General features: G+C 38.6%; 10 protein-coding genes. 7 read left to right on the forward strand and 3 right to left on the reverse strand.

Annotated features, from left to right (window positions below; all coding sequences use genetic code 11):
- Positions 1 to 125: 125 nt before the first annotated feature.
- From PHT93_RS00250 to PHT93_RS00280, 7 genes are all read left to right on the forward strand, one after another.
- A complete protein-coding gene (locus tag PHT93_RS00250) occupies positions 126 to 668 on the forward strand; it encodes an RNA polymerase sigma-70 factor (protein ID WP_300238129.1) in 543 nt (180 codons plus the stop codon).
- A gap of 68 nt (positions 669 to 736) precedes the next feature.
- Complete coding sequence (locus PHT93_RS00255) at positions 737 to 1,711, forward strand: FecR domain-containing protein (protein WP_300238130.1); 975 nt, start codon at positions 737 to 739, stop codon at positions 1,709 to 1,711.
- A 202-nt stretch (positions 1,712 to 1,913) separates the two neighbouring features.
- Entirely contained in the window at positions 1,914 to 5,300 is a 3,387-nt protein-coding gene (locus PHT93_RS00260) for a TonB-dependent receptor (protein ID WP_300238131.1), read from the forward strand.
- Positions 5,301 to 5,318: 18 nt separating this feature from the next.
- Positions 5,319 to 6,797: a RagB/SusD family nutrient uptake outer membrane protein gene (locus tag PHT93_RS00265; protein ID WP_300238132.1), complete on the forward strand. Its 1,479-nt coding sequence runs from the start codon at positions 5,319 to 5,321 to the stop codon at positions 6,795 to 6,797.
- 109 nt (positions 6,798 to 6,906) lie between these two features.
- Entirely contained in the window at positions 6,907 to 8,442 is a 1,536-nt protein-coding gene (locus PHT93_RS00270) for a right-handed parallel beta-helix repeat-containing protein (RefSeq protein ID WP_300238133.1), read from the forward strand.
- 31 nt (positions 8,443 to 8,473) lie between these two features.
- Positions 8,474 to 9,508, forward strand: coding sequence for a glycoside hydrolase family 43 protein (locus PHT93_RS00275; protein ID WP_300238134.1), 1,035 nt, complete (start codon positions 8,474 to 8,476; stop codon positions 9,506 to 9,508).
- Between the two features lie 37 nt (positions 9,509 to 9,545).
- Positions 9,546 to 11,639, forward strand: a complete 2,094-nt coding sequence (locus tag PHT93_RS00280) for a beta-galactosidase (RefSeq protein WP_300238135.1) — start codon at positions 9,546 to 9,548, stop codon at positions 11,637 to 11,639.
- Between the two features lie 11 nt (positions 11,640 to 11,650).
- Here the strand turns inward: PHT93_RS00280 and PHT93_RS00285 are convergent, their stop codons facing one another.
- From PHT93_RS00285 to PHT93_RS00295, 3 genes are read right to left on the reverse strand one after another with little or no spacing between them, the layout of a single operon-like run.
- The gene (locus tag PHT93_RS00285) at positions 11,651 to 12,277 is read right to left on the reverse strand and encodes a lysine exporter LysO family protein (RefSeq protein ID WP_300238136.1); all 627 of its coding nucleotides are present in this window, start codon (positions 12,275 to 12,277) and stop codon (positions 11,651 to 11,653) included.
- The gene (locus PHT93_RS00290) at positions 12,274 to 12,555 is read right to left on the reverse strand and encodes a LysO family transporter (protein ID WP_300238137.1); all 282 of its coding nucleotides are present in this window, start codon (positions 12,553 to 12,555) and stop codon (positions 12,274 to 12,276) included. Before PHT93_RS00290 ends, PHT93_RS00285 begins: the two co-directional genes overlap by 4 nt.
- A gap of 6 nt (positions 12,556 to 12,561) precedes the next feature.
- Positions 12,562 to 12,921: a hypothetical protein gene (locus PHT93_RS00295; protein ID WP_300238138.1), complete on the reverse strand. Its 360-nt coding sequence runs from the start codon at positions 12,919 to 12,921 to the stop codon at positions 12,562 to 12,564.
- Positions 12,922 to 12,925: the final 4 nt, after the last annotated feature.

Below are 12,925 nucleotides of genomic sequence, written 5' to 3' on the forward strand. Positions count from 1 at the left end.
CTCATTTCTGTTCAGTCGCACATTTATCATTACCTAAAGAGTATGAATGGTTACTGATTATCGGTTTTATTTTTGTTGGCTTCAAAAATATGTTTTTCCTTTGTTAGAAGTAAAAGAGTGGTTGGATGGAATTTAAGTCTTTCTATATAACATGGTATTCTCGGGTGAAGTTTTTTGCTTGTGAATATGTCTTTTCTGAAGAGGATGCGGAGAATATAACACAGGATGTTTTCGCCGATCTTTATCAGAAAAAGATAATAGAAGACGATCGTATAAACCTTGTCGCTTATTTATTTACTTCTGTTAAGAATAAATGTATAGATCACCTGCGTCGGAAACTATTAGAACAGGAAGCGAAAGAAAACCTGCAAAAAGAATTTGATTTATCTCTTCGCATGAAGTATGATTCTTTGGACGCTTTTGATGTGGAATGGAAGTCAGAACAACAGATAGGAACGCTTATTGAAAACGCTTTGAATACACTGCCGGAACGCTGCCGTGAGATTTTTATAAAAAGTAAAATTGAAGGAAAAAAACAGCGGGAAATTGCTGAAGAGCTTGGAATTTCCATAAAAACGGTTGAAAACCAGATTACGATCGCTTACAAAAAGATGAGGGAAGAATTAAAAAATTGCCTGCCCCTTCTTTTGTTTCTTTTCTCGAACTGAAAAAATAATGGTTTTCTTTAGGGGGATTGCTTTCGCTGTTCGTTAACTTATACAAAGAAACGAATACTGTGGATGAACGTATTATTAAATATTGTCAGGGTAAGCTAAACAAAGATGAAGAAGCTGAGTTGTTGAAAGAGGCTTATAGTGACTCGTCTTTAAAATCTCGAATCATAGAGTATCAGCATTTACATAGTTTAATCGGTTTGCAGAATGCTGCGGCTAACAGGCGGGCAGGAGAGGATAAATACATGGAATTCCGGCAACGCATGGATCGTTGGAAAATACGGCGACTTGCCCTTAAATGGGGGCGCTATGCTGCCGTTCTGGTTCTTGCCGTATTATCTTCCTGGTTTTTGTCGTATAATTTCTATCAGTCAAAAAGTCCTGAATTTGTAGCTGCGCAGCAAGAACTGAATGTACCGGCCGGACAACGCGCTGAATTGACTTTACCGGATGGAACGAAGGTTTGGTTGAATGCCCGTTCCCGTCTTACTTATCCTTCGGTTTTTACCGGTGAGAGAAAAGTATTTCTTTCCGGAGAAGGCTTTTTTAGTGTGACGAAAAATGCAAAAATGCCCTTTATCGTTTCAACACAAACAATTGATGTGAAAGCATTGGGGACAGAGTTTAATGTGTGTAGTTATCCTGAAATGGAGCGTACGGAGGTGTATCTGCAAGAAGGTTCTGTAAAAACATATTTTCCGGAATTCGAATCCAAAGGTTTGGTCTTATCCCCCGGACAATTTTTGGTACAAGCAGGAAATACATTCAACTTAAGAAAGATGGATGTGGAAACATTGTTGTGGAAGGATGGAATCTATGTCTTTAAAAAACAGAAATTAGCAAACATAATAGAAAAATTAGAATTGTATTTTGATGTGGATATTGTTGTCAAAGATCCGGAGATATTGGACTATGAATATGTCGGTAAATTTCGGCAACGAGATGGTATTCTGACCATTTTGCAGGTTATTCAGAAGATTCATAAATTTAAAATAGAAAAAAATGACGAACTAAATAGAATTGTATTATCAAAATAAAATTGTTAACATTTTAAATCCGTATTAGTATGAGCCCGTGAACAATATAAAAAATCGGCAGATGGTTGCAACACCTGCCGATTGTGAAAGTAAACCCATTGATTAAAACATAGTATTTACTTAATTAAACGAAGATATGAAAAAAAATTCTTTGTTAACCCATTGGTTATACCAAAAACTAATCAAAAAAACATTCAGGATTATGAAGATAGCCTTCTTATGTATGTTTGTTTTCGTCTCACAGATGTTTGCCTTTACAGGTGAGGCGCAGAATGCCGTTGTAGAACTCCGGTCAGAGAGACTTTCAATAGAAGAATTGTTTAAAGAGATTGAGAGTCAGACAGATTATTTGATTGTTTACAGCACGAGTGAGATAAAATCAAATTTTGATGTTTCATTAAGTACTAAAAAAGCGAAAGTGTCAGAATTACTTGATGAGGCATTGAAAGATAAAAGTATGAAATATGAACTTTCTGATAATTATATCGTTTTATCACCTTCAGTAAAGAGTGGAAACACTCAGCAAAACGATAAGATTATCTCCGGAATCGTTGTTGACCAAAAAGGAGAATCTGTCATTGGTGCTAATGTTATAGAAAAAGGAACAACAAACGGTATCATCACAGATATGGATGGACGATTTACGTTGAGGGTCAGTCCCGATGCTATATTGTCGGTGTCTTATATCGGCTATAGACCCATAGAAATCAAAGTTGGGAATCAGGAATCTCTATCGATCACTCTTCAAGAAGACACGGAAGTATTGGAGGAAGTAGTGGTTGTGGGCTACGGCTCTCAACTAAAAAAGACAATTACAGGAGCGATTTCTTCTGTCAAAGCGAAAGATATTGAAGCGCCGAATGCTGTCAGTGCGGATAATTTATTACAAGGGAAAGTCGCCGGTTTGATAATTTCCCAGAATTCAGCTCAGCCGGGAAGTGCTATGTCTGTTAATATTCGTGGAAAATTATCTCCAAATGGCTCTAATAGCCCGCTGTATGTAATAGACGGTATGATTGTAAGTTCAGAATCTAATAAAGCTGCGAAAGTTGGACCTTCTGGCTTGCTTAGCACAGTTTTAAGAGATGGTTCGGATAGAAGCCCGTTGGCAACATTGAATCCAAATGATATAGCCTCTATTGATGTTTTGAAAGATGCGAGTGCCACAGCTATTTACGGATCTTCTGCGGCAAATGGTGTAATTCTTATTACTACAAAGAAAGGACAAAGTGGAAAACCCAAGGTAACTTATAGTGGTTCATTCTCCGCTCAGGGGGTGAAAAAATATTACGATATGTTGAACGCACAGGATTTTATGAATCTGGCTAACTTGGGAATGAAAGAACAGTGGTTGTATATTAATCGTTATGCTCCCTATGGAAATACATCAGCTCCAAGTTCAGGTTGGAGTGTTTTATATAATGAAGAACAACTAAAACAAACAGAATCATATGACCATTTTGATTCTGTAAGTCGTACAGGTCTGATCAATAACCACAATGTGTCCTTTAATGCGGGTAGTGAAAATTTCAAAGTGTATGCTTCCTTTAATTATTTTAATCAAAAATCATTGATGAAAATAAGTGATCTGGAACGTTTTAGTGGTCGTGTAAACATAGAAGCAAACTTTAGCAAGAGATTGAAATTAAATCTTTCAAGTATGTACTCCTTGTTGAATGCCAGCAATCCATCATCAGGTATGTGGCGTGGGAATGCAAATGAGGCGAACCAGACTAATGCGGCACTGTATTTTTCTCCTCGTCTTCCGCTAGAAGACGAATTCGGAAATCTTACAGCACCGGAAAATGCAATGTCTGCTAATCCATTGGCTTGGAGTTACATGAAAGATGAGACAACAACAAAGCGTATTATGTTTGCGCCGAATTTAGAATTTAAAATTTTGCCGGAACTTAAAGCTAATGTTCAGTTGTCTATAGATAAAACGGATGAAAACAGAGATGTCTTTTCTCCTTCCAAGTCTATTTTGCCACAACAAACGCAACGTAATTTTGGTGGATATTCTAATGCATACAATAATAATTATGGAATCGAAGAATATCTGACTTTTGATAAACAAATCGGCCAGAATCATCGCCTGAATGCAGTTTTAGGTACAGGTTACTATGTAACATCCGGAAATAATTATTCTGTAACGGTTTTCAATTTTCCATCAGATGCACTTGAAAATAATTATTTGGAATTATCATCAGATGTTGATCAAACAACCTATAGTTCAGGTAGATGGGAACGGAACAAATTGTCTTATTTCGGACGATTTAATTATACTTACAAAGATCGATATACGGTTGGTGCAACTCTTCGTAATGACGGTTCTTCTGTTTTTGCTGCTAACCACAAATGGGGATGGTTCCCTGGAATATCAGCGGCATGGACTATTTCAGAAGAAAGCTTTATGAAAAATATGAAGGATTTGAATTACTTAAAAGTGAGAGCTGGGGTCGGAACGTCAGGGAATGAAAGTATATTGACTAACGGCAATTATAGTTTGACGACGTATGGCATGGCTACCGGTGCTTTGTATTATTTCAATGGAACACTTAATAAAGGGATAATTCAAAAACAAAAAGGAAATAAGAATTTGAAATGGGAGACAGATGTAACGGTAAATGCCGGTGTGGATTTTTCTCTCTTTAGCGACCGTCTCTCAGGAAGTGTGGATTATTATGTTCGTACGGCAAAAGATTTGCTGGACTTTGCGTCATTGCCTGCGACTGATATGGTGGCAACGTTGGCTAAAAATGTTGGCTCTACACGTAGTACCGGTTATGAGTTTGCGTTAAAGGGTATTATTATGGAGAAAAAAGATCTTGACTGGAATGCATATTTGAATTTTAGTCATAATCATTCGTATTGGGTGGAACGTAATCCGGAGGTGGATTTAGCACCGTGGATAAAAGAACGTGACGATCTGAGCCCGATTTATGGATGGAAGACAAATGGTATTTTTCAGTCGTTAGAAGAAGTGCAGGAATATACATCTAATGGAAAAGTGCTTCAACCGGATTCTTATCCGGGGAATAAGAAGTTTGTTGATATTAATGGTGACGGCGTATTAGATGACAATGATATAGTGAAACTGGGTAATCAGGAACCAAAACTTAATTTTGGTTTAGGTACTAGTTTGCGGATTAAAAATGTACAAATCGATATTGATACTTACGGAGTATTAGGGCAGAAGTCTTATGATGCGTGGTTGTTCCGCGGTTTGGCAGGTGATAAACTGAATACAAGTTACCACTACAAGGATGTTTGGACATCTTTCAATACAACAGGTTGGTATCCGGGTATAGCTCCGAATGCAGCTGCAAACAGTAATAAATCAGGAACAGATGACTTTACGTTGAAAAATGTAAACTATTTACGTTTCAAAGATATAAAGGTGACTTATACATTACCAAAAAACTGGCTTGAAGGAAGTAAAATTGCTTCTAATGCTTCTGTGTATATGGATTTACAAAATACGCTGTTGTTCTCTAACTATGATGGCCTGGATCCTGAAATGGAAAAAAATGCCGCTCCTTTTCCTATCCCGTTTACTGTAGTTGTTGGTGTTGATATTACGTTTTAAAATTAATCTGAAAGAATCATGAAGACGAAAATAATATATTCACTATTGGTATTTTGCATGACTGTCTCCTTTAATTCATGTGATTTGGATTCAAAGGTTTATTCATCATTCGCAGAAACGAATTTTCCGAAAACTGAAGAAGATGCAGAATCTTTGTTGACAGGTCTGTATGCATACTTTAAATGTAATTCAGGAGCTGTAAATGATAATAGTAACGGTGTATGGTGCTGGCCTCTTTTTACTACAGGTTACGGTGGCTGGTTAGGTCTGTCTGAGATGACTACAGATGAGATCTATAATATAGAACATCAGGAAATCTTTTTTAACTGGGGGAGTGCTTTTGATACGTATTCCACTTATACGGTAAGTCGTAATATAAGTCGCGCAACTTATATTCTGGATGTTTTAGATAAATCAAATGAAATCCCGGAAGAAACGAGAAAGGGACTGATGGCCGAAACAAAATGTTTGAGAGCCTGGTTAATGTTCTGTTTCTATGACTTATATGGTCCGATACCGGTTGTTACAGATCCGACTAAATTAGAAAATATAAAGTATGAACCGCGTCCTTCAAAAGAAGAGTATTTTAATCAAATGGTAAAAGACCTGACTGAAGCGATCCCTTATTTATACGATAAGACTAACAATACGGAAAATTGGGGAAAAGTAAATAAGGGCGTTGCTTCTATGTTGTTGATGAAGCTCTATATGAATGACCATCAATATGATAAGGCATTGCCCTATGCTGAGAGTCTAACACAAATGGGGTATTCTCTTGCGGAAGATTATAGTAAAGTGTTTACTGAAGAACATAATAATGAGAATATCTGGTCGGTTCCGAGCGGTGTTCAAATGGGAAATGAATGGTTCTTTTATATGATACCTCCCACTTGTGCAGAGGTTTGCGGTATAAAAGTAACTCCATATTGGGGTGTAACTATGATGCCCTGGGATTTTTACGATTCATATGCAAAAGACGATAAGCGTCTTGCTGGTATAGCAGATCGTTATACGGGACCTGATGGTGCTTTTTATTCTCGGGAAGGAAATCAGGGAGAACGCTTACCATACGGAGCAATTATGGTAAAATATTTATTGCCAAAGGATTTAACAAGTGCCGGAAATATTCCTTTAGTTATATGCAGATATGCAGACGTTATCTTGTCATTGGCTGAAATTGAAAATGAACTGAATGGGCCGACTGATAAGGCTTTAGGTTATCTGAAACAAATCACGGATCGTTCAGGCGTAACTCATACAATCCCATTGGATATCCAAACAAGCAAAGAGAAATTCAAAGAGTTTCTATTGGCCGAACGAGGTCGCGAACTTTATTTTGAAGGATGGAGACGTCAAGATATGATTCGATTCGGGAAATATATCGAATATGGTCAGAAAATGGGTTATCCGGCAAAAGATCATATGGTGTTATTCCCTATTCCTCCAAAAGTGATTATTGAATCGGGAGGTGTAGTTGAGAATAACCCGGGTTATTAATTTTTATGTTCATGTAATTATAGAGATATGGAAAGTTTGATAATTGAATGAAATCAAGAATCTATCTTTCTATATCTCTTTTTTATTAGAAAAATTAAACCTTATTACCATGATAAAAAAAACATGTACGACACTCTTTCTTTTCCTTCTTAGTTTCTCTATTTATGCCTTTGGCGTAGAAGATAAGAAGAAGGTTGATGATATTATATCCGTGATAAAATTCAAGGTTAAGAATGACGGATCGCAAATTGGTTCAGAACTGAACGAATTGGTGAAAAAGAGTTACGGGAAAACACTCTATTTCCCTGCTGGTGTTTATAACCTTACGGAGCCGATCGTTCTTCCGTTTGATTATACCAAGAATGTTAATATTGTATTTGATAAGAACGCATTGATCAAGACTGACCTGCAGTTAGAGGCCTTGCTGAAGATCGGTTATTCAGAAATGTCAACGCCGGATGTAACGCATCGTCGTTTTTCGTATATTGAAGGTGGGATGTTCGATTGTTCTAATGTGGATAATGGCATACTGGTGAATGGGCTTAAGCAATTGGTTTCATTAAGAGCGATGAGTTTGTTTAAAGGACGCAAAACACATATCCGGATACATGTTACCGACGACTTTAGAGGAACCGGCAGTTGTGATACGAAGATTGATAATATAACCATACAAGGAATATCTTCTAATGAAGAGGTGTATGGTATCTATATTGATCATTCATGCTGTGATATTAAAATGTCTAATACATTTATTTATGCAACTAAATATGGAATTGTAACAAAATCGGCCGGTCTTATTTTGAATCATGTTCATATTCTCTCCATGAATACTGGCGGCGGTCTGGATATAGGAAAAGAAAATTTCCGGAAAACAGAAGGAATACGTGTGGAAACAGGAGGTTTCTTTGTTTTTAATGAAGTTTATTTCGATACGATTGATAAGTCTATTGTTTTGGCAAAAGATGTGAACCCCACTCTGATTCTTGATAAAAACATCTTTTATTCTTATTTGAAGAATTTTGGTACGTCTTTTATTTATAAAGATCATGGAGCTGTAGAACCGTTTCAGGTGAAAATCTCCAATAGTATAATTGAGGTAGCGAAGCAAGGCTATAAGATATTTGATATCAATCCGGGAGTGATAGGTAAAGATGTAGAAGAAAATTTTACTTTTGTAAATTGCGCTATGCGTACTCCTCAGTTGTTAAGTCCTTTCGACTTATCTTTGTTGCAGCGCATAAAAGGAAAGAGAAGCGATGCTGTGTTAGTGGCTGATCAACGTCTGCCGGAAGGTGATTGGTCTGCTTTAGGAGCTGTACTTGCATCTCTTGTACATAGTACGTTAAGAATTGATCTGACTGATGATTGCGCAATCGAATTAAGTGTGCGATTTGAAAAAGGGAAAACACCCCGTATCAATAGTAAAATCTCAGGTGAATCAAATGCTCTTTCTTTTCAGATCGGATATGCCGTTAAGGGTGACTATTGCGTATTGTTCATTAAACCTAAATATGGTTCGGTAAATCCTTTTATAAGTGACTTGTTGGGATACGGATCATTTCTGTCCACTCCATCAAAGAACAGGAACTATTCTTTGTCGGATTATGGGATAACGGAAGCCTCGATATTAATTGTAGAAAAATAAACTATTATAAACTTATTGATCACTCATTTATATGAAACGTTTTTACTTTGTATTACTTTCTTCTTTATGCTTGTTGTTGGCAAGCTGTAGGCAATCTGCTACAAAACAGACCAAGAGTTATACCAATCCGTTGATGACGACGGACAGTGCGAAGTTGTTTATTGCTGATCCTTTTGTTTATCAACACGATAGTGTTTACTATATGACGGGAACTACGGTTCTTCCGGAAGGAGAAGGGTTTGCTTGTTATACTTCGACTGATTTGATTACCTGGAATTATAAGGGTGTTCTTTATAAGAAACCGGAGAATCATATCGGGAGTTTTGCTTTTTGGGCACCGGAAGTGGAGTATTATAAAGGTAAATTCTATATGACGTATAGTTGTTATGTTAAAGGGGTTGATCGTATGTTGACCTGTCTTGCCGTTAGTGATAAACCGGAAGGTCCTTTTGTTGACCTTTATACTCCTTGGTTTGATTTGGGCTATTCGGCTATCGATGCGGATATATTTGTGGATGACGATGATACGCCTTATTTATATATTAGCAAGAATGTAACGTATGAGGGGCCGATCGGTACCGGTGAATTATACGCTGCCAAATTGAAGAAGGATCTTTCCGGGCTTGACGGAGATGTGGTCTTTGTGTCTTCCGCTTCACAGGACTGGGAAAAGGTAAACTGGAGTAAGAACAGATGTAATGAAGGGGCTTTTGTCTTTAAAAGAGGAGACACGTATTATATGACTTATTCTGCGAATGATACGGGCTATGAATATTATGGAGTTGGGGTGTCTTATGCAAAGAATCCGTTAGGCCCTTGGGCAAAGAGTGAAGATAATCCCCTGATGACGACCGATCTTTCAAAGGGTGTGTCATCGCCCGGCCATAATTCGATTGTTGAAGCTCCTGACGGGGAACTGTATATAATTTATCATCGCCACGCGGATCCGCAATGCCAGAAACCAAACTGGGATCGTGTGGTTTGTATGGATCGTCTGTATTTCGACGAAAATGGGAAGTTGCGGGTTAACGGACCAACGAATACGCCTCAGCAGGTTGGTTGGTAATCTGTGCTTAATCAAAGAATAGTTTAAATAGAATGTAATGAAAATAGTACTATCTGTTCTAAGTTTGTTGTTTTCGGCCGTAGCATTTTCACAATCTCCGGTCGATCAATCTTTCTCAAAGAAAGACCTTTTTGCATTAGGCTCCTATTATTATCCGGAACAATGGAACGAATCTCAATGGGAAAGAGATTTGAAGAAGATGTCTGAAATGGGAATCCAATTTACTCACTTTGGCGAATTTGCATGGGGTATGTTGGAGCCGGAAGAGGGTAAATATGATTTTGAATGGTTGGATAAGGCTGTTTCCTTAGCAGAAAAGTATGGGTTGAAGGTGATTATGTGTACGCCAAGTCCGACACCACCCGTTTGGTTGTCGAAAAACTATCCGGACATTCTGACACAGCGGGATAATGGCGTGAATATTCAGCACGGTCGTCGCCAGCATGCTTCCTGGAGTAGTGATCGTTATCGGGCTTATGTTGAAAATATTGTATCAAAACTGGCAGAACATTACGGCAAGAATCCTACAGTTATAGGGTGGCAGATAGATAACGAACCCGGACATTACGGATTGGTGGACTATAGTCAGAATGCACAAGGGAAGTTCCGGCTCTGGTTACAAAAGAAATACGGAACGATTGAGAAATTGAATGAGGTTTGGGGAAATAGTTTCTGGAGTGAAACTTATCAGACATTCGATCAGATACGACTTCCGAATCAACAGGAACTTCCGGAGAAACCGAACCCCCACGCGATGCTTGATATGAATCGTTTTATGGCGGATGAACTGGCCGGATTTGTGAATATGCAGGCGGATGTGTTGCGCCGGAAAATAGATTCGATGCAATGGATAACAACGAATTTGATTCCGATTTTTAATCCGGTTGATCCTGTAAGGATAGACCATACCGATTTCTTGACCTATACGCGTTATTTAGTGACCGGCCATAAACAGGGAATCGGAGAACAGGGTTTTCGCTTAGGAATACCTGAAGATATCGGTTTCTCTAATGACCAATTTCGGAATACCGTCGGCAAAACTTATGGTGTCATGGAATTGCAGCCGGGACAAGTGAACTGGGGTATTTATAATCCACAACCAATGCCCGGAGCTGTACGTATGTGGGTATATCATGTATTTGCCGGAGGAGGACGATTTGTCTGCAATTATCGTTTCCGCCAACCGCTAAAAGGAAGTGAACAGTATCATTACGGTATGATTATGACAGATGGCGTAACTATGTCTCCCGGAGGAGAAGAATACGTGCAGACGGCCCGTGAGATTAAGCAACTACGTAAAGCTTATGATCCGAAAAAGAAGATGCCGAAAGAATTATCCTCTCGGCGGATAGGCCTGTTGTTTGATATGAATAATTACTGGGAAACGGAATTTCAGAAACAAACAGATCAATGGTCAACAATGACTCATGTGCACAAATACTATAATGTACTTAAAGGATTGGGGGCTCCTGTTGATGTTATTTCAGAAAAAGAAGATTTCTCAGCATATCCCTTCTTAATTGCTCTAGCTTATCAATTGTTAGATAGCGGATTAGTGGATCGGTGGACAGATTATGTAAAACAAGGAGGACATTTAATTCTGACTTGCCGTACGGCTCAGAAAGACCGTGACGCAAAACTTTGGGAGGCTCCTTTAGCGGCTCCTATCCATGATCTGGCGGGAATTGACAAACTCTTTTACGATCACCTGCCCTGGAATAGATATGGCAAAATTGATTTTGAAGGAAAGCAATATGATTGGAATAACTGGGCGGATGTAATCATTTCTCAGAAAGGCACGGATAACTGGGCTACTTATGCCGATCAATTTTATAAGAATTCGGCTTCCGTAACACATCGCAAGCTTGGCAAAGGAACTGTGACTTATATAGGAGCTGATACAGATGACGGTAAACTGGAGAAAGATGTTTTACGTCGCGTATATACCGAAGCAAAAGTAGCTGTAGAGGAGATTCCTTATGGCGTAGTCAAAGAATGGCGTGATGGTTTCTATATTGCCTTGAATTATACATCGGATGTTCAGCAAATAACTCTTCCTGCAAATTCGGAAATACTGATAGGCAGTACTTCCCTTGAACCTGCAGGTGTTCTTGTCTGGAAAGTAGAGTAACGAACTTCAATCTAAAGGCTGCAGAAGAACGGAACAAAAAACGGGACGGAGAGATCTACTAATATTCCATGAAAGATGGAGATGAATACCATATCTTTGCCGCAATAACGGGTGATAACAGGCAATGTGGTATCCATCGTGGTAGCTCCGCCGGCACAGATTGGAGCTAATCGCCCGAAATACTTTACAAATAGAGGAGCTCCGAGTAGCGCTATTATTTCCCGGAAGATATTGGCCATAAGTGCTATTGTTCCTAATTCTGCTGCAACCTGTACGCCAAGTGAGGCTTCCTTTAGTTCGGTGATCAGGATAGAGGATAACGAGTAGTAGGCAAAGCCGCTGCCGACAGCAAGACAATCATACATACTCCACCGGCTGATCAATAAGCTGACCAAAGCTGATGCAATCAGCGTTCCCACTATTGTTGCCATGGGAACTAACAATAGATGAGGACGAATACTGCTGAGTATTTCTTTTAATTTCTTGTCGCTACCAATGCTAAGGCCAACCTGAAACATCAGGAAATAAAGTACATAAACAGTAAAATTCTGTTCCAGTAATGATGAGGGTAATAGCTTAGTCCACCCCAACAAGCAACCTAAAACGAAAAAACCTACAATGATAAGACTACCTTTCATATGTTGCTCTCTTTTCTCTTGAAGAAAAATCTATAAACTACCCAAGCTGCCACTACGCTGCCCAATGTTCCTGCAAGAGCAATTAAGAAAGCCTCCAAGCCAAGCGTTCCCAGATTGTTCATAATCGTTTCATTCGTGCCGACAGATATACCCAACAGAAAAAGCAGAAGATAGATAGTGTAAGAAATACTTGCGTTTAGCTTTTGAAGAAAGGCTATCTTCCGAAACAGATAGCCAATCCCAATGCCTCCAAACATGATTCCGATAATAATAAACATGTACGTTTATTTTTTTGCCGGTTTACAAGTAAAAGGAATATCCATACCTCCTCCGGTAGCTTGTCCTTCCAATTCGTTTTTCCCTTTAAGCTTTAGCGTAATGTCAATCGCTTGCCCATCAATATATAAACTACAGGTGTAGCCCTCTTTCTCCTTCTTGATTTCTTTGATTGCAGCAGTATATTCTTGGATTTTTACTTCTCCGGTCAGTTTTCCGTCCTTTTCCTTAATCAGAAAAGTTCCCTTTTCATAGCCATAAGGAGCATCCGGTGCGGAATATTCCCAAAGATTTACAATGTCTTTGTTTTGTGCTTGCAGCGCTACGCAAAGAAATAAGCTGCAGATAATGATCATTAACTTTTTCATAAAA

Origin of the sequence: Massilibacteroides sp. (genome assembly GCF_028705895.1) — a bacterium.
In the GTDB taxonomy this organism is placed as follows: Bacteria; Bacteroidota; Bacteroidia; order Bacteroidales; family Tannerellaceae; genus Massilibacteroides.

Excerpts from the sequence above, each read along its gene's own strand:
- PHT93_RS00250 (WP_300238129.1), top strand. The coding sequence starts at position 126 with ATGGAATTTAAGTCTTTCTATATAACATGGTATTCTCGGGTGAAGTTT.
- PHT93_RS00260 (WP_300238131.1), top strand. The coding sequence starts at position 1,914 with ATGAAGATAGCCTTCTTATGTATGTTTGTTTTCGTCTCACAGATGTTT.
- PHT93_RS00265 (WP_300238132.1), top strand. The coding sequence starts at position 5,319 with ATGAAGACGAAAATAATATATTCACTATTGGTATTTTGCATGACTGTC.
- PHT93_RS00270 (WP_300238133.1), top strand. The coding sequence starts at position 6,907 with ATGATAAAAAAAACATGTACGACACTCTTTCTTTTCCTTCTTAGTTTC.
- PHT93_RS00275 (WP_300238134.1), top strand. The coding sequence starts at position 8,474 with ATGAAACGTTTTTACTTTGTATTACTTTCTTCTTTATGCTTGTTGTTG.
- PHT93_RS00280 (WP_300238135.1), top strand. The coding sequence starts at position 9,546 with ATGAAAATAGTACTATCTGTTCTAAGTTTGTTGTTTTCGGCCGTAGCA.
- PHT93_RS00285 (WP_300238136.1), bottom strand. The coding sequence starts at position 12,277 with ATGAAAGGTAGTCTTATCATTGTAGGTTTTTTCGTTTTAGGTTGCTTG.
- PHT93_RS00290 (WP_300238137.1), bottom strand. The coding sequence starts at position 12,555 with ATGTTTATTATTATCGGAATCATGTTTGGAGGCATTGGGATTGGCTAT.
- PHT93_RS00295 (WP_300238138.1), bottom strand. The coding sequence starts at position 12,921 with ATGAAAAAGTTAATGATCATTATCTGCAGCTTATTTCTTTGCGTAGCG.